Below are 22,222 nucleotides of genomic sequence, written 5' to 3' on the forward strand. Positions count from 1 at the left end.
TCACGCTCCGATTGGCGGGCATCCAACTGGCCGCTTGCTCATATAGACCGTCGTTCCGTTCATAAACGGCTCCTCCCGATCGATCGTATAGCCAAGCTTGCGATAGAGCGACACATTGGCTTCGAAGGCACCGTTGGTTAACAGGCGGAGCTCCGGGCGTCCCGCCTCGCGTGCCTTGGTTTCCGCACGCTCCAGCAGCAGCCGGCCGATGCCCCTGCCCTGCGCCTCCGGCGCGACGCAGACATTCTCGATCCACAGGTGATCGTCGGCCAGCATGGTCTCGACCATGCCGACAATGCGGTCCTCCGCGACGGCGAGCTCGAACTGGTGTTCGGCAATCGCCTTGTCGTAATCGGCACGCATCGGCAGCGGCTCGCGGCCGATCACCGGCACCCATCTGGCATAGGCGGCGCGCACGATGTCGCGGATCGTGGCGGCATCGGCAGGCTCGGCTGGACGAAACCGGATGGAAGAATTGGCAATCATCACAAGGCTCCAGGCATGAAAAAGCCCGCCGGCGTTTTTCGCGGGCGGGCTGTGGGAAACGAAGCGGATCTATAAAGCCGGTCTTCCTCGTCGCGCAATCAGCGTGCCCTTCCGCACGGTGCAGGGGCGGCGTCGCTTGGTGTCGGCGGGAGCGAGAACGAACATGGCGGCAAGCTGGAGCAGCAACCGTGATGCGTCAAGGCACCGTCTGGCCCGGTCGTTGGGCCAGCCGCCGCCAGGCGTCGCCGGCCTTCCCGGGTCGATGCCTTCGCGGGTAAAGCGCTGGATTGTATCCGTGACCGTTCTATCTTCCCGATCGGGCGTTCTAGCAATGGAGCCATCGCCGTGAGCGAAACCGATCTCTATCGAGGCTATATCGACTGTCTCAACAACCAGGATTGGCAAAGGCTGCATCGCTTCGTCCATGACGAGGTGCATTACAATGGCGACCGGGTTGGACTGTCAGGCTACCGCGACATGCTGGAGCGGGATTTTCGCGAAATTCCGGACCTCTTTTTCGACGTCCAGCTGTTGATCTCCGACCCGCCATTCATAGCCAGCCGCCTCCAGTTCAACTGCACGCCCAGGGGAACTTTCCTCGGCCTGCCCATCAACGGCAGGAAAGTCTCCTTCAGCGAGAACGTCTTCTATGAATTCCTGAACGACAGGATCAGGAACGTCTGGTCGGTAGTCGACAAGGTGGCGATCGAAGCGCAACTGTAGTCTCGGCCTCTTCGCTGCTCGATCCGGGTGCGGCAGCCTTTCGACACAAGCAAAATCGTTCGGAAAACTCGATCATTCTAACGAAAATAATTCGTTGGAATGATTGGTCATGAAATGGCATTTCTCCGTTGTACTCGCCTGGAGAATTGCATTGCCTTCCCTGACCCGCGTCGCGAACGATATTCCGAAAAGCACGATCTCCGTCGATCTGGCGCAGGGCCGCAAGCGCCTCGATTCCCTTTGGAACGGCATCATCCCCGGCATCGTGCTGGTGGCGATGATCACCGCCGTCGCCTTCTCGGCCCGCAATGTCTCCGGCTTCGCCTTGTTCAGCCCGATGATCCTGGCCGTCGTCGCCGGCATGGTCTATTCAAACGTGCTCGGCACACCGGCGCACGCCAAGGCCGGCATTGCCTTCTCGCAAAAACGCCTTTTGCGCTTCGCCATCGTGCTGCTCGGTTTCCAGCTGACGCTCGGCCAGGTCGCCTCGATCGGCGCCGGCGGCGTCGGGATCGTGGCGCTGACCCTTGGCGCCACCTTCGTCTTCACCATCACGCTCGGCCGGCTGATCGGCGTCGACGCCAGGCTGGCGCAGCTGATCGCCGCCGGCACCTCGATCTGCGGCGCCTCGGCGATCGTCGCCACCAACATCGTCACCGACGCGCGCGACGAGGACGTCACCTACGCCGTCGCCTCGATCACCTTGTTCGGCACCGTCGCCATGCTCGGCTTTCCCCTGCTGGCGCCGCTGCTCGGTCTCGACCAGCATGCTTTCGGCCTGTGGGCGGGCGCCTCGATCCATGAGGTGGCGCAGGTCATCGGCGCCGGCTTCCAGAACGGCACCCAGTCCGGCGAGATCGCCACCGTGGCCAAGCTGACGCGCGTCGCCATGCTGGCGCCGATGGTCATCGCGCTCGGCCTGATGGCACGCCGCGGGAGCCGCGACCAGTCGGCGGCGCGACCGCCCATGCCATGGTTCGTCGCCGCCTTCGTCGCCGTCGTGGCGCTGAACAGCCTTGTCGCGATAGCAGCCGAAGTGAAGCAGGCAATAGTGCTCGCCACCACCATCATGCTGACCATGGGGCTGGCCGCCATGGGCCTGCAGGCCGACATTTCGCAGTTGCGCTCGCGCGGCCTGCGCCCGCTGGCGCTCGCCTTCTGCGCCTTCCTGTTCATCGGCTGCTTCAGCCTGATGCTGGTGAAATTGGTTTGAGACTCCGGTCCCCACGCGTGAGGGCACACGGACATACGGCATCTATTAAAACAATGACTTAGGGACCTTAGCTGAATCTGTTTGTGAGCCGGATTCAATCCGCAAACGAACTCGCCGCGACATAGATCGCCGCCAGCGCCTCGATGCCGGCCTGGTCGGCACTGTCGAAACGGCCGGGCGTCGGGCTGTCGAGATCGAGCACGCCGAAGACGCCCTCGTCGTCTTCCAGGAGCACCACCAGCTCGGAGCGCGAGGCGGCGTCGCAGGCGATGTGGCCGGGGAAATCATGCACGTCCTTGATCAGCATCGAGGTGCCGAGCTCGACCGCCGTTCCGCATACGCCCTTGCCCACCGCGATGCGCACGCAGGCCGGCTTGCCCTGGAAGGGGCCGAGCACCAGTTCTTCGTCCGATGCCAGGAAGTAGAAGCCGGCCCAGTTGAGGTCGGGCACCATCTGGAAGATCAGCGCCGAGGTGTTGGCGGCGTTGGCGATCGAGTCGTGCTCCCCCTCGAGCAGCGCCTTCAATTGCTTGGCGAGGTCACGATAGAACGCGGCCTTGTCTGAGGTATCGATGGCCTGGGCCGCAAACATGACTTGTCTCCGAACTGAGGATCGCGGTTCCGTTCGATCGGTTGCCAAATCGGGCAAAGCCCAAATCGGCCAAAGCTTTGCACCAACGGCCCACGGAAATAGTCTAGCGTGAATCCCAACCCCGGCGAAAGCCTCAAGATGAGGATAGCCGCCGCCGTCCTAGCTCAACAGGTCGGGCCTGAAAAGGTGGCCTCCATGAACCACCTTTCGCAGTCCGGGCTGGATCTTAGTAGCCGCCGCCGCCCGCCGGTGCCGCGTCCTTCGGCGGGACGTCGGTGATCATCGCTTCGGCGGTGATCAACAAGGCCGCGATCGAGCCGGCGTCCTGCAATGCCGTGCGCACCACCTTCGCCGGGTCGACGATCCCGGCCTTGATCATATCGACATAAACCTCGTTCTGGGCGTCGAAGCCCTGATCGTGATCCTTGCTGTCGGCGAGCTTGCCGACAACGATCGAGCCCTCAACACCGGAATTCTCGGCGATCTGGCGGATCGGCGCCTCAAGCGCGCGAAGCACGATGGAGATGCCGGCGGTGACATCGGCATTAGCGCCATTCAGGCCTGATAGCGCCGACCGGGCGCGAAGCAGGGCGACGCCGCCGCCTGGCACGATGCCTTCTTCCACGGCCGCGCGCGTGGCGTTCAGCGCGTCGTCGATACGGTCTTTCTTTTCCTTCACTTCCGATTCGGTGGCGCCGCCGACGCGGATGACGGCAACGCCCCCTGACAGCTTTGCCAGCCGCTCCTGCAGCTTTTCCTTGTCGTAGTCCGAGGTCGTCTCCTCGATCTGGCCCTTGATCTGGGCGACGCGCGCCTGGATGGTCGCCTTGGTGCCGGCGCCGTCGATGATCGTGGTGGTGTCCTTGTCGATCAGCACGCGCTTGGCGCGGCCGAGCATCTCTATGGTGACGTTTTCAAGCTTGATGCCGAGATCCTCGGAAATCATCTGGCCCGATGTGAGCACCGCGATGTCTTCCAGCATCGCCTTGCGACGGTCGCCGAAGCCCGGCGCCTTGACGGCCGCGACCTTGAGGCCGCCGCGCAGCTTGTTCACGACCAGGGTGGCGAGGGCCTCGCCTTCGACATCCTCGGAAATGATCAGCAGCGGCCTGCCGCCCTGCACCACCGCTTCGAGGATGGGCAGCATCGCCTGCAGATTGCCGAGTTTTTTCTCATGAATGAGGATATAGGGGTCCTCAAGCTCGGCGCGCATCTTGTCGGCATTGGTGACGAAGTAGGGGCTGAGATAGCCGCGGTCGAACTGCATGCCTTCGACGACGTCGAGTTCGGTGTCGGCGGTCTTGGCTTCCTCGACGGTGATGACGCCGTCATTGCCGACCTTGTTCATCGCCTTGGCGATCATTTCGCCGACGCTGGCGTCGCCATTGGCGGCAATGGTGCCGACCTGCGCGATCTCGGCCGACGACTTGACCTTCTTGGCCTTCGCCTTGATTTCCCCGACGACGGCGGCGACGGCCTGGTCGATGCCGCGTTTCAAATCCATCGGGTTCATGCCGGCGGCGACCAGCTTGGCGCCTTCGCGCAGGATCGAAGCGGCCAGCAGCGTGGCTGTCGTGGTGCCGTCACCGGCGAGGTCGTTGGTCTTCGAGGCCACTTCGCGCACCATCTGCGCGCCCATGTTCTCGAACTTGTCGGCAAGCTCGATTTCCTTGGCGACGGTGACGCCGTCCTTGGTGATGCGCGGGGCGCCGTAAGCCTTGTCGATGATGACGTTGCGGCCCTTGGGGCCCAGCGTCACCTTCACCGCATCGGTGAGAATTTCGACGCCGCGCAGCATGCGGTCACGCGCATCGGTGGAGAATTTGATTTCCTTGGCGGACATGATTTTTTCCGTTCGAGTTTGAGGGGCCAGTCGCCGCGCCGAACGCGCGGCGCTCCAGTCAGGCGGCCTTCTTGGCTTCGGCAGCCTTTTCGATGACGCCCATAATGTCGGCTTCCTTCATGATCAGCAGGTCTTCGCCGTCGATCTTGACCTCGGTCCCCGACCATTTGCCGAACAGGATCAAGTCGCCGGTCTTGACGTCGAGCGGAACGAGCGCGCCCTTTTCGTCGCGCGCCCCCGGGCCGACGGCAATGACTTCGCCTTCCTGCGGCTTTTCCTTGGCATTGTCGGGAATGATGATGCCGCCCCCGGATTTTGTATCGCCTTCGGCGCGCCGGATGACGACGCGGTCGTGGAGTGGACGGAACTTCATGAGAACTTCTTTCTGGGGCCGGCATAGGCGGCCGCGCCCTCTCTATAGGCGATTTGGCACTCGATAGATAGGAGTGCCAAAATTTATCGTGGGACGGAATTAGATATTGGAAGTATTATTTTCGCACCCGGTTTCCTGATATCCGAAATCAGCCAAATATTTCAAAAAGTTGAATTTTGCCGGTCGAGCGCCTATTTATCCGACAAGTTCGTTTTCACGATTTCATGCGCAAAGGAGATTTCTTCGATGGCCGACGGCAATCAGACGATCATGGAAAAAGCTGAAGCCCGCTTTGTCGACAAGCAGAAGAAGAACGCGGAGCGCAACAAGGCAACCGCCGAATACATGTCCGAGGCGAAAGCCAGGGCGATCAAGACGGCAAGGCTGAGGGAGTTGCGGCTGGCCAAGGAAGAAGCCGACCGCGTGGCGGAAGCGCTGAATCCGACGCCTAAGACGAAACGGGTGGCCAAGAAGGCCGCCGCAACGGGGGTCAAGACATGAGCCTGACCTTTCCCAATCGCAGCCGCAGCTATGATGTGGCCGGCCAACGCATTCGTTTCGTCGGCCATGACGGCATGCTCCAGATTTCCTTCTCGGTGGCAGCCGACGCCATGAGCAGGATACAGCCGGACACCGCCGCCGACGAGGCCGGCTATCTTGCCGCCTTCGACAGGTCGAGTTCCACTATCCACGACGTCGCCGCCAAGGCCTACGGCCGCACCCACAAGAGCCTGTATGCGCTGACGGCCGCCGATTTCAGCTGATCAGCCGAGGTCCGCGACCATCGTGCGTATCTTCGCAGCCTTTTCAAAATGGTCGAGGCGGTGGGTTCTGATCCACCATTGGGCGACTTCCATCAGCAACTCGGGGTCGTCGTTCCTGTTGGCGAAGAACGCATAGAACGACACGCCGACGCTGGGCCCTTTTTCGGAAATCCTGCGGTCACAGACCTCCAGTATCTTCTGCTTCAGGCTGGGTCTCACGAGAATCCTCTGATTTGCGGTGCGGCGGGATCTTGCCCGCGCCAAGTACCGCCCTGGGCAAACATTGGACAGGTCAGGATTTACGTTCGGCCCTCTCCCGGCGCTTGACGTCGCGGATATTCATCTGATCGACCAGCGCGTTGGCATCCTGCGGGCTCATGCCGACCATCACCCTTTGCCTGACCACCGCGGGCTGGCCGGTAAAGACATCGATGATGGCCCAGCTTTGGGGCAAGTCCATGCGCAGTGCATAACGGTCGGCCATGCGGCTAGCCTCGCGCGAAGAGAAATGCGGCGCCGAGGATAGCGACCGTCCAGACGACGACCGACAGTTGCAACGCCTTGGCGCCGTACGAGGCCAGGGCCTGCCGCAATCGCGCCGCAAGACCTGCCGTCCGGACCGGCACAGGAATGACGGCAACCGGTGCCTTGGCGCCAAGTTTTCCAAAGACGGGCAAGAGCGGCACGAAACTGACCTCGAATGTCGCGGGATGGGCTCCCGGCAAAGGGATGCCCAGTCCTCCATAGCACCCTTTTCGCGAACTCCTTGCATACCAAATCGGCGCCACCTGCCGATCGGTCCGGGAGATGTCGGATCCTTTCAGCTGGCGCACGCGGCCAACAGTGACCCCCGCTCCGATTGGCGGCACCCGTCGCGAAATCCGGTCTCGCGAGCGACTGCAACTTTTCCCCTTGATCAGTCCTTCGATCTGGCCTAGCCTTGAGTTGAGAAAAGGTTTTTCCAGATGTTCCCGATCGGGCTCGGCCATTGGCCGGACCTTGTTTTGGCCGGTAAGAGAAAACCTTTTCCCAACTAAGGATTCTTGCCGCGATGGCATCGGACGACCCGCCAGTCCCGGTCTTTCCCAAGCCCGTCACCTTGCGTGACGTGGCCGCGCAGGCCGGCGTCAGCGTCGCCACCGCCTCGAAAGCGCTCAACGATCAGGGGCGCATGACGGCTGAGACCCGCGAGCGCATCCGTGAGACGGCGCGCAGCCTGGGTTTCCGTCCCAACGGCCTGGCGCAGAGCCTCCTCAGACGCCGCTCCTTCACCGTCGGCCTGCTCACCAACGATACCTATGGCCGTTTCTCGCTGCCGCTGATGTCGGGCATATCGGACGCGCTGGTCGATGCCGGCGTTTCGGTGTTCCTGTGCAATGTCGAGGAGGATCCGCGCCTCGGCCAGCTCCATGTCGAGGCCATGCTCGACAAGCGCGTCGACGGCATCATCGCCACCGGCAAACGCATCGACCGCCATTTGCCGGTCGACCTCTCCAATCTGCGCGTGCCGGTGATCTACGCCTTCACCCAGCCCGATCCCGACGCCGTCGCCTTCGTCTCCGACGACGGCGACGGCGCGCGGCTGGCGATCGAGCATTTCTGCCGGCTCGGCCGCAAGCGCATCGCCCATGTCAGCGGGCCGGCGAGCTTTGCCGTGGTGCACGAACGGGCGCAGGCTTACCGCGCCGTGCTGACGGAAAACGGCCTGCCGGTGATCGAGCCGCTGCTCGGCTCCTGGTCGGAAGCCTGGGGACATGATGCCGTGGCAAAACTGTTCGACACCAAAGGCGAAAAACCGGACGCCGTCTTCTGTGGCAACGATCAGATCGCGCGCGGCGTCATCGATGCGTTGCGCGAACGAGGCCTCGGCGTGCCTAATGATATCGGCGTCATCGGCTTCGACAATTGGGAGATCGTGGCGGAGGCGACCCGCCCGCCGCTGACCTCGGTCGACATGAACCTGGCAGCACTCGGCCGCGAGGCCGGGCTGACCCTGCTTTCCCTGGTCGGCGGCAAACCCGCCACGCCAGGTATCAGAAAACTGCCGTGCCGGCTGGTGGTGCGGCAGTCCTGCGGCCGCCTGCCGGATGGTGAGAAAGACGGCTGAAGAACGAAGCGCCGCAATCGGCGGCAAGCCGCGCATCGCGGCCAAATGTGGAGGAGGAGAACATGAGGACTTTGATTGCCAAACTGGGCCTTACGGCCGCCGTTCTGGGCTGCGGCCTGCAATTTGCCGCCGCCGATACCGCCAACATCTGGGTACGCGCCGACGGCTCGAACTTCATGCCAAGGATCGTCGACGCCTTCAACAAGGCGAACAAGGACCAGGTCAAGCTCGACATCATCCCCAATGCCGAGATCATCCCGAAATATGGCGCGGCGGCCGCCGGCGGTACGGCGCCCGACGCGCTGTCGCTCGACCTGATCTACACGCCCTCCTTCGCCGCCGCCGGCCAGCTGGAGGACATCACCGACTGGGCGAAGTCCCTGCCCTATTTTTCCAGCCTGTCGCCGGCGCATGTGAAGACCGGCACTTACAAGGACCATATTTACGGCTTGCCCTTCTCGGCCGACGCCTCGGTGCTGATCTGGAACAAGAAGCTGTTCAAGCAGGCAGGCCTCGACCCCGAGAAAGGTCCCGCCAACTGGGCCGAGATCGAAGCCGACGCCGAGAAGGTCAATGCGCTTGGCGGCAACATCAAGGGCTTTTACTTCTCCGGCAATTGCGGCGGCTGCAACATCTTCACCTTCACGCCGCTGATCTGGGCCTCGGGCGGCGACATCCTGTCGGAGGACGGCTCGAAGGCGACGCTGGACAGCCCACAGCTGCGCGGCGCCATCGATCTCTACCGCTCCATGGTCAAGAAGGACCTGGTGCCGGCGGGCGCGCAGACCGACACCGGCGCCAATTTCTTTGCCGCCTTCGCCGCCGGCAATATCGGCATCTCGCCGTCCGGCGCCTTCGCCATCGGCGCGCTCAACACGCAATATCCCAATGTCGACTACGGCGTCACCTTCCTGCCGGGTAAGGATGGCAACTGGTCGTCCTTTGCCGGCGGCGACAATTTCGTCGTCACCAAGGGCACCAAGAAACTAGCCGTGGTGAAAGAGTTCCTGGACTTCGCCTATTCGCTCGAAGGCCAGACGATCCTCGCCAAATATGGCAGCCTGCCGGTGCGCGGCGACATCGCCAAGGACGCGCTGAAGGATCTCGATCCGCGCTACCAGATCGCCGCCGAGGCGATGGCCAAGGGCAAGACGCCCTATTCGGTGGTCTTCAACGACCTGATCAACTCCGCCAACGGCCCGTGGACGCAGATGATCAACGAGGTCTTCTTCGGCGACGACGTCGACGGCGCGATCGCCAACGCCCAGGAGACCATGCAGTCGATCATCGACCAGGCGCCGCAGAAGTAAGCGGACGCCTGCCGGCCGCCCGCCTGTCTCCCTGGGCGGGCGGCCGGAAATTGTTCCATCCAAATAGCAGGCTATCGCGTTGAAAGAATTCATGTCCATCACGAGTTCGGGGCGTATCAAGCTTCGCTCCCCCTTCTCCCCTTGTGGGGTGAGAAGCGGTCCGCGCAGCGGGCGAAAAGCCAACTGCTTGGCTTTTCGAGCTTTCAACGCCCTGAGCCTGCGAAGGGCCGGGGGGTGGCCGATCCACCCTGCCGGGTCCCCGCTGCTTCGCAGCGTCCCGGCGTTCGCTGGCCTTTCATCGTGGCACTGGCACGATGAATTCGCCTTCGGCGAACCGGCCGCTCACCTCACAAGGGGAGAAGGAAAGGGCAACCCATGACCGCCATCGCCACAACCACCGCCCCGCCTCGCGCCCGAAAACTCGTCGGTGCCGGGCGCCGGCAATGGATCGGCCTGCTTTATGTCGCGCCGGCGGTGGCGCTGGTCATGCTGTTCTTCGTCATCCCGCTCGGCATGACGGCCTGGATGTCGCTGCACAACTGGCCGCTGATGGGCGAGCACTCCTTCATCGGCCTCGGCAATTACTGGGCGATCCTGCGCGACACCAGGTTCTGGAACGCGCTGAGATTCACCGGCTACTACACGCTGGTCGTCACCATCGCGATCTTCGCCGTCGCCTTTCCGCTGGCGATCTTCATCGAGCGGCCGCGCCCGTTCACCAACCTCTACCGCACCATGTTCTTCATGCCGGCGGTGGTCGGCTTTGCCTCGGCGAGCCTGCTCTGGTCATGGCTCCTCAACGTCGATTCCGGCCTGTTCAGCCCGGCCGCCTACGACCTCGGCCTGATCGACAGAAAATTCAACCTGCTCGCCACCTTCCAGCCGGCCTTCTGGTCGATCATCGCCATGGTGGTGTGGAAGGTCGCCGGCTTCACCATGATCATCCTGATGACCGGCCTGCAATCGATCCCGCAGGACCTGCAGGAGGCAGCCGTTATCGACGGCGCCGGACCGTTCGCACGGTTCCGAGCGATCACCCTGCCGCTGATGCGCCGCACGCTGGCGCTAGCTCTGATCCTGTCGGTGGCCGGTTCGATCCTTGCCTTCGACCAGTTCTACATCATCCTGCGCGGCGGTCCGCGCAACCAGACGCTGACGGCGGTGTACTGGATCTTCAACCAGTCCTTCGTCTCGTTTAAGCTCGGCTATGGCGCCGCACTTTCCATGGTGCTGCTGGTCATCCTTGTGGCGCTCAGCCTCGTCCAGCTCTGGTTGCTGCGCAAGCCCGAGGGGCTCGACTGATGGCGCAGGCGATGTCAGGCAGAGGCAAGCTCGCCGCGCGCTTGGCCAGGCACTCCACCGGCATCGTCGCCTCGGTGCTGTTTGTGGCGCCGATCGTGTGGACGGTGCTGTCGGCCTTCAAGCCGGCGCAGGAGGCCCGCCTGCCGCCGCTGCCGCCCTGGCCGACGTCCGGCTTCTCGCTCGAGAACTATCAAACACTGAACAGTTTCGGCGATGGCCTGTGGGCCTCGGCGCAGAACAGCATCTATGTCTCGGTGATGACGGTCATATTGTCGGTCATCGTCAGCGTGCTCGCCGGCTACGGTTTTTCGCGGTTTCGGTTTCCCCTGAAGGATCTGTTCTTCGTCCTCATCCTGTCGACGATCATGATCCCGTTCCAGTCGATCCTGACGCCGATCTTCCTGGTGCTGACCAAGCTTGGCCTGCACAATACGCTGACCGGGCTGGTCGGCGTCTATGTGACGCTGCAGCTGCCGTTCTCGATCTTCATGATGCGCAACGCCTTCGACGCGGTGCCGCGCGAGATCGAGGAGGCCGCGCGCATGGATGGCGCCGGCAACGCCACCATGCTCATAAAGGTGATGCTGCCGCTGGTCTGGCCGGGCGTCGTGACCATCGCGCTGTTTGCCTTCCTCGGCGCCTGGAACGAGTTCCTCGCCGCCCTGGTGCTGATGACCGACCAATCCAAATTCACGCTGCCCGTGATGATGACCGCGCTTCAATCGGGCCGCTTCGGCGCCATCGACTGGGGCGCCGTGCAGGCGGGCGTCACCGTGATGATGGTGCCGTGCCTGATCCTGTTCCTCGCTTTGCAGCGCTTCTACATCCGCGGCCTGATGGCCGGAGCCGTCAAATAACAGACCGAATTGGAGTGAGTTCATGACCGCATCGCAAACCGCTAAAATGGCTAAGACGGGCAAGCCGAAGCTCGCCTTCCGCCCGCTGCCGGTGCCGCAGGTCGATGTGCGCGGCTTCTGGGGCGACCGCGCCGAGGCGGTCGCGACACGCACCGCCGACATCCTCTACGACCGCTGCGTGGAGGCGCGCATGCTGGAGCAGATCGACCCCGACCGCCCCTCGCCCGGAATTGTCATCCCCTTCCACTCGCCGTCTCCCGACGAGGCCGCCTCCCCCGGCTTCACCGGTTCGACGGTGACCACGCAGATGTTCTGGGATTCCGATCTCGGCAAGACGATCGAGACCGCGGCCTATTCGCTCTACCGGCGCAAGAACCCCGAACTGGAGAGGAAGATCGACGCCGTCATCGACATGTACGGCAGGCTGCAGCAGGAGGACGGCTATCTCTCCAGTTGGTATCAGCGCATCCAGCCCGGCAAGCGCTGGACCAATCTGCGCGATTGCCACGAGCTCTATTGTGCCGGCCACCTGATCGAGGGTGCGGTCGCCTACTACCAGGCGACGGGCAAGCGCAAGCTGCTCGACATCATGTGCCGCTACGCCGACCACATCGCTTCGGTGCTCGGGCCCGAGCCCGGCAAGAAGAAGGGCTACTGCGGCCATGAAGAGATCGAGCTGGCGCTGGTCAAGCTGGCGCGGGTGACGGGCGAACAAAAGTACATGGTGCTGGCCAAATACTTCATCGACCAGCGCGGCCAGCAACCGCATTATTTCGACGAGGAGGCGCGCGCCCGAGGCGCCGACCCGAAGGCCTATCACTTCAAGACCTACGAATACAGCCAGTCGCACATCCCGGTGCGCGAGCAGGACAAGGTCGTCGGCCATGCGGTGCGGGCCATGTATCTCTATTCGGGCATGGCCGACATCGCCACCGAATATGGCGACGACACGCTGCGGGTGGCGCTCGACCGCCTGTGGGACGACCTCACCACCAAGAACCTCTACATCACCGGCGGGCTCGGTCCGTCGGCGCACAATGAGGGGTTCACCAGCGACTACGACCTGCCCAACGAAACCGCTTATGCCGAGACCTGCGCCTCGGTCGGGCTGGTGTTCTGGGCGAGCCGCATGCTCGGCATGGGGCCGAACGCCCGCTACGCCGACATGATGGAACGCGCGCTCTACAATGGTTCCATCTCCGGCCTGTCGCTCGACGGCTCGCTGTTCTTCTACGAGAACCCGCTGGAAAGCCGGGGCAAGCACAACAGATGGAAATGGCACCGCTGCCCCTGCTGCCCACCCAATGTCGGGCGCATGGTGGCCTCCATCGGCAGCTATTTCTACAGCCTGGCCGACGACGCCCTTGCGGTTCACCTCTACGGGGACTCCACCGCCCGCTTCGACATATCGGGCGTGCCGGTCACGCTGGCGCAAGCGAGCCGCTACCCCTGGGATGGCGCGGTCGAGATCACGGTCGAGCCGCAGGCGCCGGTGGCGTTCACGCTGTATTTGAGGGTGCCGGGCTGGAGTCCCAGTGCCAAGCTGGAAATCAACGGTGAAGCGGTCGACCTCGAGGAACTGACCAGCGACGGCTACGCCGCCATCCGGCGCAACTGGACAAAGGGCGACCGTGTCCGGCTCGATCTCGAAATGCCGATCGAGCGGCTCTACGCCAATCCCGAGGTTCGGCAGGATGCCGGCCGCGTCGCGCTGTCGCGCGGGCCGCTGATCTACTGCGTCGAGGCGACGGACAATGACACCAGCCTGCATCGCCTGACCCTGCCGCGTACGGCCGGCATAGAGGCGCATGACGAGCCGGACCTGCTCGGCGGTGTGGTGACGCTTTCAGCCACGGCGCAAGCCGATGCCGGCGACGGCTGGCGGGACGGGCTCTATCGCTCCGAACCGCCGGCTAAGGTCGAGACGCGCCTGACCGCCATCCCCTATTTCGCCTGGGACAACCGCGAGCCCGGCGGGATGCTGGTCTGGCTGCGGGACGGCTGACGCAGAGGCCTTGGCCGCTCGAACAGGAACATGCCGAAGCCGATGCGCCGGACGATGAAAGAGAACGACCGGGCGCCGGCGTTGCGGCCAGCCCATCTCGCCCCGTTTACGGGGAGAGATGTCCGGCAGGACAGTGAGGGGCAGCGCCGACGGCGGCCTTTGTCGACAGACGCAGTTACCTTCGCGCCTTCGATTTGTTCAACGCCACGGCGGCGTGCACGAGCGCCTTAAAGGCCTCCTCGTCGACCTCTTCGCCTTTCTGGAAATCGATGGCGCGGCGCGTATTGCCTTCGAGGCTGGAGTTGAACAGGCGTGCTGGATCGGGCAGCGCAGCCCCTTTGGCGAAGGTCAGCTTGACGACGGCCTTGTAGGTCTCGCCCGTGCAGATCATGCCGGAATCCTCCCACACCGGCACGCCGCGCCATTTCCACGTCTCGACCACGTCGGGATCGGCTTGATGGATCAGCGCGCGGAGCCGCCCCAGCATCTCGCCGCGCCAGTCGCCGAGTTCCCTGATCCTGCCGTCGATCAGCTCGGAGGGGGATTTGCTGTCCTCGGTGGTCGTCATGCCGTTTCTCCTTCGAATGCTAGATAGCGCACTCACATACGCTCGCCAGGCAATTGGCTGGCCTGCTTCACCCAGGCGCTGAACTGCGCCTCGTCGAAGGCCTCGTCCTCGTGGATGTGGAAATAGCGCGTATCGCTGCTCTTGGATTCGCCCGGCGGCACCGGGTCCAGCGACTGGCCGCGAAAGAAAGCCACCTTGATGTACTTGGTGAAGCAATGGATGTTGAGGAACCAGCCCTCGCCTTCGACGCCGTAGAAGGGCGAGTTCCATTTGACCGCCTTGTGGACACCGGGCACGGCACGCTCGATGAGCGCGTCGAGGCGTTGGCCGACCTCGCGCTTCCAGCCCGGCATGGCCGCGATATAGGCCTGTACCGGCGCGTCGCCGTAGCCTTTGGCGATCTGCGGGTTGCCGCCGGAAAGCAGCTTCGGCTCGGCCTTGGCGGGCCTGGTCGATTTCTGCTCGATCTTGGCCATGCCGCTCTCTTCCTATCCGTTGGCCCGCTGCACGCTGCGTCCCCTGGAAACATAGGGCAGCACGAACATATAGAGGCCGCTGAACAGCATAAGGAAGAGCGGCGGCAGTGGCGAATAAACCACCCAGGCCGGCGGCTGTCCAAACGCCATGGTGACGAAATTGGCGACGACGGTCGCCGTGAAGATGATCGACAGCCAGCGATGCGCCTGCCTGATCCATTTGCTCCAGTCCAATGCTGCCTCCTCTTGCGCTATGCGTTGAAACCCGGCGCCTTACCAGCGCGCCAGCTCCGTGATCTGGATGAGATTGCCGCAGCCATCATTCACCTGGGCGATGGTCGAGCCGGTCACCGCGGTCGGCGCCATGGCGAAGGCACCGCCATTCGCCTTGATGCGTTCATGATCGCCCTTGATGTCGTCGGTGAACAGCATCAGTGCCGGCTGTCCCTGCTTGAAGATCGCCTGCTGGTAGGCCTTGGCCGCCGGGTTGTCGTTCAGCGCCAGCTGCAATTCGGTCCCATCGGGCTCTTCGGCCGAGACGACCGTCAGCCAGCGGAACGGCCCGTTGCTGAAATCCGCTTTTTTGGTGAAGCCCAGCACATCGGTATAGAAGGCAAGCGCCTTTTCCTGATCGTCGACATAGATGCTGGTCAGTTTGAGTTTCATCGCTTTTTCTCCATGGGTTTTGCTGGCGGAGAACCGCCCTTTAACAGTGCTGTGTGACTTTCGGCCTGGCCGGAGACCTCAGTCCGTCCGCGCCAGAAGCTCTTCCAGCTTCTCCAGGAATTGCGGCCACCCCACCCTGGCGCCGCCATAGGCCCGTCTCTGGTCGGGCCGGAAACCGGCCTGCTCCATGCGCAGATGGGTTCCCGTTGACGTCGGGGTGAGCGTGAAAGTCACCACGCTCCTGAGATCGAAGGCCGGATCCTGGTGCGCCAGGTTCCAGGTGTAGGACAGCGTCTTGTGCGGCTCGACGGCAAGCACCTCGCAGTCCAGCACGCCGCCCCAGTCGGCGCTGATGTTGAAGCGATGGCCCACGACCGGATTGAAATCGTTCTTCATCAGCCACTCCTCGATCAGATGCGGTTGCGTCAGCGCGCGCCAGAGTTTTTCGGGTGGATGGGAGATTTCCCGCTCGACGACGACAGTGCGGGTCTCCTGGGCACTATCGTTCACTGGTCCATCCTCTTGAGCAAATCCTCGAGGTCGTCGAACCGGCTTTCCCAGAACCCCGCCATATGGCGTGTCCAGTCCATCAGCGGCGCCAGCGCGGCGAGCTGCGCGCTGTAATGCGTCTGGCGGCCTTCATGGCGGTCGCGCACCAGCCCGGCCTGCTTCAGCACGCCGAGATGCTTCGACACCGCCGGCTGCGAGACGCCGGACTGGATTGTCAGAGCGCCCACAGTCTGCTCCCCCTGGCGGCATAATCGTTCGAAGATGGCGCGCCGCGTCGGGTCGGCAAGTGTCCTGAACAGCGCATCGTGAGCATCGGTCATGTGCAATCAATAACCCGTTGGCTATTGGTTTACGTATAACCGACGGGATATATATGTCAAGCCGGAACATGGAGCGACAGGAATATCGGTGAGATGGACGGCAACATAGTTCCTTCGGCGCTGGACGCGATCGCCTTCACCCCTGGACGCGATCACCTTCACCCGTTGACAGCGGCTTCGTCCCAACCGAAGGAACAGACTGTTCATCTTGGCCGAATCAGCTATTATAGGTGAGGGCCTGCCGCAACGTAGTTTGCTCAATCCATGGCCCCTTCCGCTCAGGCGACCGCCGATACCCCGCCCCCCCCCGCCCTTCGGCGGTCGTCAGCTATTTCCTGTTCACGCAGGCGCATTCGCGCGGCGCCGGCTTCCGGTTTTTCAGCGGACGTGGCTCCGCCCGATCTCCCGCGCCACCAGTTCCTGCAATTGCCACAGATTGCGATCGCGGATGCCGCAGGCGTCGAGGTGGCGGATCGTCTCGAACAGATATTGCGCGCCCGAGCCCCAGTGGCCGACGGCTCTGGCCAGCGTCGCCGCGATCTCAGGCTTGTCGAGCTTGCCGGCGTAGCGCGGATTGGCGGGATCGACGACGAAGCCGAGCGCCTGGCCCATCCCGCCTTCGGTGCTGACCCGCAGCCAGCGCGGCACGTTGACGGCGGGCAGGATGGTCATTTCGCGGCGCAGCAGCGCTTCCAGATTGTCGGCTACCGGTTCGGCGATCTCGAACACCATGCCCTGGCACTGGCCGCCACGGTCGAGCGCCATCATCAGGCCAGGCTGATCGAGCGTGCCGCGAAAGCGCTGCACGGTGAAGCAGAACGACCGGTGCCAGCCGCGCGCCACCGCCCGTTCGCCACCCCGCACCTCCCCTGCCGGCTTCCACAGCAGCGAGCCATAGGCGAACAGCTTCAGCGGTCCGGGCGGCGCGCTGGCCAGGACCTCATCGCGAAACCGCGCATAATCCTGGTCAGTCATATAGACCATGCCCGGCGTCGGCCCGGCATCCTCGACCGCGCGCAAGGTGCGCGCCACCAGCGCCTCGGTCAGCGCCATCGGCGGTTTGCGGAGCGCGGATTTGCGCGGTGCGACGGAAATCGGCTTGTTCATTTTCGTGCCTCGGCCATGGCCGCTATGTTGCTCAGCGGAGACAGATACTCAAGAGGCTGCCCGGGCGACCACCCGTCCCATTGGGCGCCGGCGGGGATCGTCATGGAACGACATCGCTCCCGGAACGTTTGATCAAGTTGGGAGGAAGTCATGAACGATGCGCCGGCAACGTCCGTCGGCAGGCCGCTTTTGCCAGGCGAACTGGTCACCGTGATGTCCCATTTCCATCGCGCCGAGATCGCCCGCATGGCCGGCTGGCGCGACCGCCTGGACCGCACCAGCAATTGGGCGATCACGGTTGTCGCGGCGATGCTGTCGGTGTCGCTGTCGACGGCCAGCGCCCATCATGGCGTGCTGCTGTTCGCCATGCTGCTGGTGCTGCTTTTGCTGTGGATCGAGGCGCGCCGCTACCGCTTCTTCGATGTCTACCGCGCCCGCGTGCGCCAGTTCGAGCGCCATTATTTCGCGCAGATCTTCTCGCCGCAGCCCGATTTTGCTTCCGACTGGCTGCTGATCCTCGGCGAGAGCCTGCGCACGCCGAAATTCCTGGTCTCGCAGCGTGTGGCGCTGGCGCGCCGTTTGCGCCGCAACTACCTGCACATGATGCTGATCCTGCTGCTTGCCTGGATCCTCAAACTGTCGACGCCGAGCCTGATCAACCAAGGCGCGCCGGTCGGCTTTGCCGGCACATTGCGCGAGGCCGTCGGCGCGGCGGCGCTCGGTCCAGTTCCAGGCGCGGCCATCGTCGCCGTGGTTGCCTTCCTTTATGCCGGCCTGGTGGCGGCCGCCTTCCTGACGCCGGGCGATGACGGCGAGCTCTCCTTCGGCGACGTCCACGTCTGAGCTCGATATCTGACGCAATAACTCGCGACGGATGGCTGCAACGCAAAGGTCAGCCGCGCGTTGTTATGGTCAGTCCGCGGCGGCGTCTTGAAGGGACCCATGATCCACCTAACGGCAACGAGATCGCACGGCGCCGCGGTCGCCTTTTCGCTGGCCATTCTCCTTCTGGCACCGGCAAGCCACGCGCTGGCCGCTCAGCCGGCCGGTCACGCCTCTGGCATGGGCGGCTCGGCCGAAGGGCTGTTCGTCGCCGAGATCGTCCTCCTGCTTCTGGTCGGCCGTGGCCTTGGCGAGATCTTCCAGCGTTATCGCCAGCCGGCGATCATGGGCCAGCTGATTGGCGGCATCCTGCTCGGGCCGTCGCTGTTCGGCTGGCTCTGGCCCGACGCCCAGCACCTGATCTTTTCCACCGACCCCGCGCAGAAAAGCATGATCGATGCCGTCTCGCAGCTCGGCATCCTGCTGCTCCTCCTGCTGACCGGCATGGAGACGGATCTGCGCCTCGTGCGGCGGGTGGGCGCGGCCTGTTTTTCGATCTCGATCACCGGCGTCGTCGTGCCCTTTGCCTGCGGCTTCGCGCTGGCGCAGGTGCTGCCGGATTCCCTCCTGCCCGAGCCGACCGAGCGCATCGTCGCCGGCCTGTTCCTCGGCACGGCGCTGTCGATCTCCTCGGTCAAGATCGTCGCCATGGTGGTGCGTGAAATGAATTTCATGCGCCGCAACCTCGGCCAGATCATCGTCTCCTCGGCGATCATCGAGGACACGTTCGGCTGGCTGATCATCGCCGTCACCTTCGGCATCGCCACCAATGGCAGCCTGCAAGTGGTGCCGCTCATCACGACGGTGGCCGAAGTGGCGCTGTTCATGGTGTTTTCCTTCACCATCGGCCGCCGCGTGGTGTTCACCCTGATCCGCTGGAGCAACGATAGTTTCCGCAGCGAATACGCCGTCATATCGGTCATCCTCATCATCATGGGCGTGATGGCGCTGATCACCAATCTGATCGGCGTGCACACCGTGCTCGGCGCCTTCGTCGCCGGCATACTGGTCGGGGAATCGCCGATCCTGTCCAACCACATAGAGAGCCAGTTGCGCGGCGTCATCACGGCGCTGTTCATGCCGGTGTTCTTCGGCATGGCCGGCCTGTCCGCCGACCTCACCGTGCTTGCCGACCCGACGCTGGCGCTGCTGACGCTGGCGCTGGTGCTGATCGCCAGCATCGGCAAATTCTCGGGCGCCTTCCTCGGCGGCCGGCTGTCCGGCATGTCGCTGAAGGAGGCCACCGCCATCGGCAGCGCCATGAACGCGCGCGGCTCGACCGAGGTCATCGTCGCCTCGATCGGCCTGTCGATGAACATCCTCTCTCACAATCTGTTCACGATGATCGTCACCATGGCCGTCATCACCACGCTGGCGATGCCGCCGATGCTGCGCTGGGCGCTCGGCCGGCTGCCGGTCGGCGATGCGGAAAAGCAGCGCGTCGACCGCGAACTGCTCGACGAGCGCGGCTTCGTCTCCAAGCTGGAGCGGTTGCTGCTGCTCGTCGACGACAGCCCGGTCGGCAAGTTCGCCGCCTATCTCGGCGGTCTGGTCGGCGGCGGCAGCGGCATGCCGACCACGCTGCTCCACCTCGAGGGCGGGCAACTGCCCGGCCCTGCCCGCGACAAAGGTCCCGAGCGGGCCTCGCAGCAGGTCAAGAAGGGGGCGGCCAGGAGTGCCAGGGCTGTCCGCAAGGCCGAGGATACACCCGTCGACAAGGTCCACCTCACGGCCCGTACCGAGCTTCAGGCCACCGCCGAAACGATCGCCGCCGAAGCGCGCAAGGGCTACGGCCTTCTGCTGGTCGGGCTGGACGACGCGATGACCGACAAAGGCACCTTCAGCGGTACTCTGAAGGATATCACCAGCGGCTTCGACGGCCCGCTCTGCCTGGTGCTGAATGGCGCCAAATCCAGCGGCAAGATGCCGTTGCTGCGCGCCGGCGCGACCATCCTGGTTCCCGTCAACGGCACCGAAGTCGCGCGGCGCGCGGCCGATTTCGCGCTAGCCTTGGCGCGGCCGCACCGGGCCCGCGTGAAAGCCCTCTATGTCTCGCAGGCCCGCAAGGGCAGCCCGCCAAGCTCGGTTTCGCACCGCCGCGAGGAGGCCGTGCTCAAGGATGTCGCCGATCTCGCCGACCGCTACGGCGTTGCCGTCGAAACCGCGATCAGGACGCGTGCCACGCCCGACAGGGCCATCGCCAGGGAGGCGGGCAAGGGCGCCGCCATGGTGGTGATGGGCGTAACGCAGCGGCCAGGCGACGAGCTGTTCTTCGGCGACACGGCGACCGCCGTGCTGGCCGCCGTCGCCTGCCCGGTCGTGCTTCTGGCCAGCGACCGCGTCAGGCGAGCCGAAGCCGAGGAGGCGGCAACCGAGACCGGCGCCTGATGCTCTACGGTGCTACAGGCCGAGGAACTGCCGCCCGATCACATAGCCCAGCGCCGCCGCGACGAGCGGGAACAGCGCCGGCGCGACCTTGCCGAAGAAGGAGACGCTGGTGTCCCTGGGCGGCACATAGCGTCCATTGCCGAGATTCTTGGTCATTGCGTACCCCACGCCATCATATAATTAGCAGATGCTTATTGACGCATGGCCGAATTAACGGGTTGCAAAGAAATTCGATCGAATAGCCGACCATTGGGCGGCGCCCACAGCCTGTTTGTCGCTGATCTCTGCGCACGCCGCCCCGGCTACAGACAAGATACCCGCGCTTCGGCTAAAGTTCCGCCGGACGCGACAACAGGGGGAGAACCGAGATGAGCAAAGCCAGTTCAACGCCGGCCGGGCAGCCGAGCCCCTCAATCCAAGACAACTCGCCGAGATCGCCAGCTACCACGCCCACATCTACTATGACGGGCAGGCCGAGCGGCAGCACGCCGAATGGCTGCGCCAGCGCATCGCGGAACGTTTCCGCGTGCGCCTGGGCAATTGGCACGACGGACCAGTCGGCCCGCACGGGCAGGCCATGTACCAGGTCTCCTTCGCCCCCGGGATTTTCGCGACGCTGGTTCCCTGGCTGATGCTGAACCACCAGGGCCTCAGCATCCTCATCCACCCCAACACCACCAACCCCAAGCGCGACCATCTGGTCGACCCGATCTGGATCGGGCGGGCGCTGGCAGTGCACGGGGAGGTTCTGGGCGAGGAGCATGAGGCGGAAGAGGCGCTGGAGGTGAATACGGAGCCGACGCTGGGGGCGTGAGGGCGCCCGCGATGAGGGAGCCGTTTGACGCTCTCGCGGGTATGATGATCCATCGGGGAATGACAGGACGAAACCCTTGGCCGCCGAAACCTTGCCCTATCTGTCATCCCAGCTGCTCGACCGCCTGTCGATCTCGACAGTCGACATGGTCGACGAGATCGAACGCCAGATCGTCGGCCAGCGGCGCGGCGAAGTCTGGTGCGCCCCGAAAGCGGTGGTGCTGCCGGGCGACGACCGCTACATCATGGCGACGCTGGGCGTTGCCTCCACGCCGCCCGTGCTGGCGACGAAATCGCTGGTCGTCAACCCGCGCAACGCCGGGCGCGGACTGCCGACGCTCAATTCGCTGATCACGCTGCTCGACGCCGAGACCGGCCTGCCGCTTGCCCTGGTCGACGGCAATTGGGTGACGGAGAAACGCACCGCCGCCTTGAGCGCCGTCGCCGCCAGGCGCATGGCGCGCGGCGACGCGTCATCCCTGGCCTTCATCGGCTGCGGGGTGCAAGCGCGCGGCCACCTTGAAGCCTTCGCCGACCTCTTCCCCTTGCGCGAAATCCGCGCCTACGGCCGCGGCGCCGCCAACCGCGACGCGCTCTGCCAAATGGCGCAATCGCGCGGGCTGCAAGCAATCCCCTGCGACACCGCAAGGGAAGCGGTCGAAGGCGCCGACATGGTGGTGACGACGGTGACCCTGGTGCCCAAACCCGCGCCCTTCCTCGACGCCAACTGGCTGAAGCCGGGCAGCTTCACCGTGATGACCGACCAGGCCCTGCCCTGGCTGCGAGAGACCATGCCCCGCTTCGACCGCATCATCATCGACGATTTGGAGCAAGAGAGAAACATGGCCAAGCCGATGGTCGATCCGACGCTGGTTGCCGGAGATTTGACGGGGTTGGTGTGCGGGGATTTTGTGGGG

Annotated in this window: 28 protein-coding genes; 13 read left to right on the forward strand and 15 right to left on the reverse strand. The window is 64.0% G+C overall.

The features are described 5' to 3' along the window. Positions 1–486, reverse strand: coding sequence for a GNAT family N-acetyltransferase (locus FJ434_RS27580; protein WP_140718445.1), 486 nt, complete (start codon positions 484–486; stop codon positions 1–3). Positions 487–831: 345 nt separating this feature from the next. On the opposite strand from FJ434_RS27580, the gene FJ434_RS27585 reads away from it, so the two are divergent. Together FJ434_RS27585 and FJ434_RS27590 are read left to right on the forward strand one after the other, a co-directional pair. Next, the gene (locus tag FJ434_RS27585; protein WP_181166025.1) at positions 832–1,209 is read left to right on the forward strand and encodes an ester cyclase; all 378 of its coding nucleotides are present in this window, start codon (positions 832–834) and stop codon (positions 1,207–1,209) included. A gap of 151 nt (positions 1,210–1,360) precedes the next feature. Continuing rightward, positions 1,361–2,422: a YeiH family protein gene (locus tag FJ434_RS27590; RefSeq protein ID WP_140750633.1), complete on the forward strand. Its 1,062-nt coding sequence runs from the start codon at positions 1,361–1,363 to the stop codon at positions 2,420–2,422. Between the two features lie 94 nt (positions 2,423–2,516). On the opposite strand, the gene FJ434_RS27595 is transcribed toward FJ434_RS27590, so the two are convergent. The 3 genes from FJ434_RS27595 to FJ434_RS27605 form a co-directional block, all read right to left on the reverse strand. Continuing rightward, the gene (locus tag FJ434_RS27595; protein ID WP_140750635.1) at positions 2,517–3,014 is read right to left on the reverse strand and encodes a GAF domain-containing protein; all 498 of its coding nucleotides are present in this window, start codon (positions 3,012–3,014) and stop codon (positions 2,517–2,519) included. Positions 3,015–3,240: 226 nt separating this feature from the next. Next, on the reverse strand, positions 3,241–4,857 hold the full coding sequence (gene groL, locus FJ434_RS27600) for a chaperonin GroEL (RefSeq protein WP_140750637.1): 1,617 nt from the start codon (positions 4,855–4,857) through the stop codon (positions 3,241–3,243). Positions 4,858–4,915: 58 nt separating this feature from the next. After that, the gene (locus FJ434_RS27605; RefSeq protein ID WP_140750639.1) at positions 4,916–5,230 is read right to left on the reverse strand and encodes a co-chaperone GroES; all 315 of its coding nucleotides are present in this window, start codon (positions 5,228–5,230) and stop codon (positions 4,916–4,918) included. A 246-nt stretch (positions 5,231–5,476) separates the two neighbouring features. On the opposite strand from FJ434_RS27605, the gene FJ434_RS27610 reads away from it, so the two are divergent. Then, positions 5,477–5,731 carry a hypothetical protein gene (locus FJ434_RS27610; protein ID WP_140718438.1) on the forward strand — a complete coding sequence of 85 codons (255 nt, stop codon included), beginning with the start codon at positions 5,477–5,479 and terminating at the stop codon, positions 5,729–5,731. Then, positions 5,728–5,994 carry a DUF1488 domain-containing protein gene (locus FJ434_RS27615; RefSeq protein WP_140750641.1) on the forward strand — a complete coding sequence of 89 codons (267 nt, stop codon included), beginning with the start codon at positions 5,728–5,730 and terminating at the stop codon, positions 5,992–5,994. Before FJ434_RS27610 ends, FJ434_RS27615 begins: the two co-directional genes overlap by 4 nt. On the opposite strand, the gene FJ434_RS27620 is transcribed toward FJ434_RS27615, so the two are convergent. The 3 genes from FJ434_RS27620 to FJ434_RS30410 form a co-directional block, all read right to left on the reverse strand. Further along, a complete protein-coding gene (locus FJ434_RS27620) occupies positions 5,995–6,213 on the reverse strand; it encodes a DUF6500 family protein (RefSeq protein ID WP_140750643.1) in 219 nt (72 codons plus the stop codon). Between the two features lie 73 nt (positions 6,214–6,286). Then, positions 6,287–6,478, reverse strand: coding sequence for a hypothetical protein (locus FJ434_RS27625; RefSeq protein ID WP_140718435.1), 192 nt, complete (start codon positions 6,476–6,478; stop codon positions 6,287–6,289). A gap of 4 nt (positions 6,479–6,482) precedes the next feature. Beyond that, positions 6,483–6,983: a hypothetical protein gene (locus tag FJ434_RS30410; RefSeq protein ID WP_246676096.1), complete on the reverse strand. Its 501-nt coding sequence runs from the start codon at positions 6,981–6,983 to the stop codon at positions 6,483–6,485. A gap of 62 nt (positions 6,984–7,045) precedes the next feature. Between FJ434_RS30410 and FJ434_RS27635 the strand changes: the two genes are divergently transcribed. The 5 genes from FJ434_RS27635 to FJ434_RS27655 all read left to right on the forward strand — a co-directional run bounded on the left by FJ434_RS27635 (position 7,046) and on the right by FJ434_RS27655 (position 13,575). Then, complete coding sequence (locus tag FJ434_RS27635) at positions 7,046–8,101, forward strand: LacI family DNA-binding transcriptional regulator (protein WP_140750645.1); 1,056 nt, start codon at positions 7,046–7,048, stop codon at positions 8,099–8,101. 62 nt (positions 8,102–8,163) lie between these two features. Beyond that, a complete protein-coding gene (locus FJ434_RS27640) occupies positions 8,164–9,411 on the forward strand; it encodes a sugar ABC transporter substrate-binding protein (protein WP_140718433.1) in 1,248 nt (415 codons plus the stop codon). A gap of 375 nt (positions 9,412–9,786) precedes the next feature. Then, positions 9,787–10,713 carry a sugar ABC transporter permease gene (locus tag FJ434_RS27645; protein ID WP_140718432.1) on the forward strand — a complete coding sequence of 309 codons (927 nt, stop codon included), beginning with the start codon at positions 9,787–9,789 and terminating at the stop codon, positions 10,711–10,713. Continuing rightward, positions 10,713–11,570, forward strand: a complete 858-nt coding sequence (locus FJ434_RS27650; RefSeq protein ID WP_140508458.1) for a carbohydrate ABC transporter permease — start codon at positions 10,713–10,715, stop codon at positions 11,568–11,570. Before FJ434_RS27645 ends, FJ434_RS27650 begins: the two co-directional genes overlap by 1 nt. Positions 11,571–11,592: 22 nt before the next feature. Next, positions 11,593–13,575, forward strand: coding sequence for a glycoside hydrolase family 127 protein (locus FJ434_RS27655; RefSeq protein WP_140750647.1), 1,983 nt, complete (start codon positions 11,593–11,595; stop codon positions 13,573–13,575). A 175-nt stretch (positions 13,576–13,750) separates the two neighbouring features. Here FJ434_RS27655 and FJ434_RS27660 read toward each other — a convergent pair whose 3' ends face one another. The 7 genes from FJ434_RS27660 to FJ434_RS27690 all read right to left on the reverse strand — a co-directional run bounded on the left by FJ434_RS27660 (position 13,751) and on the right by FJ434_RS27690 (position 17,222). Continuing rightward, positions 13,751–14,143, reverse strand: coding sequence for a DUF1801 domain-containing protein (locus FJ434_RS27660; RefSeq protein ID WP_140750649.1), 393 nt, complete (start codon positions 14,141–14,143; stop codon positions 13,751–13,753). Between the two features lie 32 nt (positions 14,144–14,175). Next, on the reverse strand, positions 14,176–14,619 hold the full coding sequence (locus FJ434_RS27665) for a DUF1801 domain-containing protein (protein WP_140508452.1): 444 nt from the start codon (positions 14,617–14,619) through the stop codon (positions 14,176–14,178). Positions 14,620–14,631: 12 nt separating this feature from the next. Then, entirely contained in the window at positions 14,632–14,853 is a 222-nt protein-coding gene (locus tag FJ434_RS27670) for a hypothetical protein (protein ID WP_140750651.1), read from the reverse strand. Positions 14,854–14,892: 39 nt separating this feature from the next. Further along, on the reverse strand, positions 14,893–15,285 hold the full coding sequence (locus FJ434_RS27675) for a VOC family protein (protein ID WP_140718426.1): 393 nt from the start codon (positions 15,283–15,285) through the stop codon (positions 14,893–14,895). Between the two features lie 78 nt (positions 15,286–15,363). Further along, positions 15,364–15,795 (reverse strand): SRPBCC domain-containing protein, encoded by a 432-nt coding sequence (locus FJ434_RS27680; protein ID WP_140750653.1) that lies wholly within the window; start codon positions 15,793–15,795, stop codon positions 15,364–15,366. Further along, positions 15,792–16,115 carry a metalloregulator ArsR/SmtB family transcription factor gene (locus FJ434_RS27685; RefSeq protein ID WP_140750655.1) on the reverse strand — a complete coding sequence of 108 codons (324 nt, stop codon included), beginning with the start codon at positions 16,113–16,115 and terminating at the stop codon, positions 15,792–15,794. The genes FJ434_RS27680 and FJ434_RS27685 overlap by 4 nt, the downstream gene beginning before the upstream one ends. A 378-nt stretch (positions 16,116–16,493) precedes the next feature. Next, complete coding sequence (locus tag FJ434_RS27690; protein WP_140750657.1) at positions 16,494–17,222, reverse strand: gamma-glutamylcyclotransferase; 729 nt, start codon at positions 17,220–17,222, stop codon at positions 16,494–16,496. 150 nt (positions 17,223–17,372) lie between these two features. On the opposite strand from FJ434_RS27690, the gene FJ434_RS27695 reads away from it, so the two are divergent. Further along, positions 17,373–18,065: a DUF2270 domain-containing protein gene (locus FJ434_RS27695; protein ID WP_140718565.1), complete on the forward strand. Its 693-nt coding sequence runs from the start codon at positions 17,373–17,375 to the stop codon at positions 18,063–18,065. Positions 18,066–18,164: 99 nt separating this feature from the next. After that, complete coding sequence (locus FJ434_RS27700) at positions 18,165–20,492, forward strand: cation:proton antiporter (RefSeq protein WP_246678330.1); 2,328 nt, start codon at positions 18,165–18,167, stop codon at positions 20,490–20,492. Between the two features lie 12 nt (positions 20,493–20,504). On the opposite strand, the gene FJ434_RS29950 is transcribed toward FJ434_RS27700, so the two are convergent. Beyond that, positions 20,505–20,648, reverse strand: coding sequence for a hypothetical protein (locus FJ434_RS29950; protein WP_181166026.1), 144 nt, complete (start codon positions 20,646–20,648; stop codon positions 20,505–20,507). 277 nt (positions 20,649–20,925) lie between these two features. On the opposite strand from FJ434_RS29950, the gene FJ434_RS27705 reads away from it, so the two are divergent. Both FJ434_RS27705 and FJ434_RS27710 read left to right on the forward strand, forming a co-directional pair. Further along, positions 20,926–21,306 (forward strand): DOPA 4,5-dioxygenase family protein, encoded by a 381-nt coding sequence (locus FJ434_RS27705; RefSeq protein WP_140750794.1) that lies wholly within the window; start codon positions 20,926–20,928, stop codon positions 21,304–21,306. Positions 21,307–21,382: 76 nt separating this feature from the next. Continuing rightward, positions 21,383–22,222: ornithine cyclodeaminase family protein (locus tag FJ434_RS27710; protein ID WP_140796822.1), on the forward strand; the 840-nt coding region annotated here is incomplete at its 3' end.

The sequence above is a fragment of the Mesorhizobium sp. B2-5-13 genome, from assembly GCF_006440535.1.
Lineage (GTDB): Bacteria > Pseudomonadota > Alphaproteobacteria > Rhizobiales > Rhizobiaceae > Mesorhizobium > Mesorhizobium salmacidum.

Bases quoted from the DNA above. Each gene is read 5' to 3' on its own strand.
- FJ434_RS27580 (WP_140718445.1), bottom strand. From the start codon at position 486: ATGATTGCCAATTCTTCCATCCGGTTTCGTCCAGCCGAGCCTGCCGAT.
- FJ434_RS27595 (WP_140750635.1), bottom strand. From the start codon at position 3,014: ATGTTTGCGGCCCAGGCCATCGATACCTCAGACAAGGCCGCGTTCTAT.
- groL (WP_140750637.1), bottom strand. From the start codon at position 4,857: ATGTCCGCCAAGGAAATCAAATTCTCCACCGATGCGCGTGACCGCATG.
- FJ434_RS27605 (WP_140750639.1), bottom strand. From the start codon at position 5,230: ATGAAGTTCCGTCCACTCCACGACCGCGTCGTCATCCGGCGCGCCGAA.
- FJ434_RS27610 (WP_140718438.1), top strand. From the start codon at position 5,477: ATGGCCGACGGCAATCAGACGATCATGGAAAAAGCTGAAGCCCGCTTT.
- FJ434_RS27615 (WP_140750641.1), top strand. From the start codon at position 5,728: ATGAGCCTGACCTTTCCCAATCGCAGCCGCAGCTATGATGTGGCCGGC.
- FJ434_RS27625 (WP_140718435.1), bottom strand. From the start codon at position 6,478: ATGGCCGACCGTTATGCACTGCGCATGGACTTGCCCCAAAGCTGGGCC.
- FJ434_RS30410 (WP_246676096.1), bottom strand. From the start codon at position 6,983: ATGGCCGAGCCCGATCGGGAACATCTGGAAAAACCTTTTCTCAACTCA.
- FJ434_RS27635 (WP_140750645.1), top strand. From the start codon at position 7,046: ATGGCATCGGACGACCCGCCAGTCCCGGTCTTTCCCAAGCCCGTCACC.
- FJ434_RS27640 (WP_140718433.1), top strand. From the start codon at position 8,164: ATGAGGACTTTGATTGCCAAACTGGGCCTTACGGCCGCCGTTCTGGGC.
- FJ434_RS27645 (WP_140718432.1), top strand. From the start codon at position 9,787: ATGACCGCCATCGCCACAACCACCGCCCCGCCTCGCGCCCGAAAACTC.
- FJ434_RS27650 (WP_140508458.1), top strand. From the start codon at position 10,713: ATGGCGCAGGCGATGTCAGGCAGAGGCAAGCTCGCCGCGCGCTTGGCC.
- FJ434_RS27655 (WP_140750647.1), top strand. From the start codon at position 11,593: ATGACCGCATCGCAAACCGCTAAAATGGCTAAGACGGGCAAGCCGAAG.
- FJ434_RS27660 (WP_140750649.1), bottom strand. From the start codon at position 14,143: ATGACGACCACCGAGGACAGCAAATCCCCCTCCGAGCTGATCGACGGC.
- FJ434_RS27665 (WP_140508452.1), bottom strand. From the start codon at position 14,619: ATGGCCAAGATCGAGCAGAAATCGACCAGGCCCGCCAAGGCCGAGCCG.
- FJ434_RS27675 (WP_140718426.1), bottom strand. From the start codon at position 15,285: ATGAAACTCAAACTGACCAGCATCTATGTCGACGATCAGGAAAAGGCG.
- FJ434_RS27685 (WP_140750655.1), bottom strand. From the start codon at position 16,115: ATGACCGATGCTCACGATGCGCTGTTCAGGACACTTGCCGACCCGACG.
- FJ434_RS27690 (WP_140750657.1), bottom strand. From the start codon at position 17,222: ATGAACAAGCCGATTTCCGTCGCACCGCGCAAATCCGCGCTCCGCAAA.
- FJ434_RS27695 (WP_140718565.1), top strand. From the start codon at position 17,373: ATGAACGATGCGCCGGCAACGTCCGTCGGCAGGCCGCTTTTGCCAGGC.
- FJ434_RS27700 (WP_246678330.1), top strand. From the start codon at position 18,165: ATGATCCACCTAACGGCAACGAGATCGCACGGCGCCGCGGTCGCCTTT.
- FJ434_RS29950 (WP_181166026.1), bottom strand. From the start codon at position 20,648: ATGACCAAGAATCTCGGCAATGGACGCTATGTGCCGCCCAGGGACACC.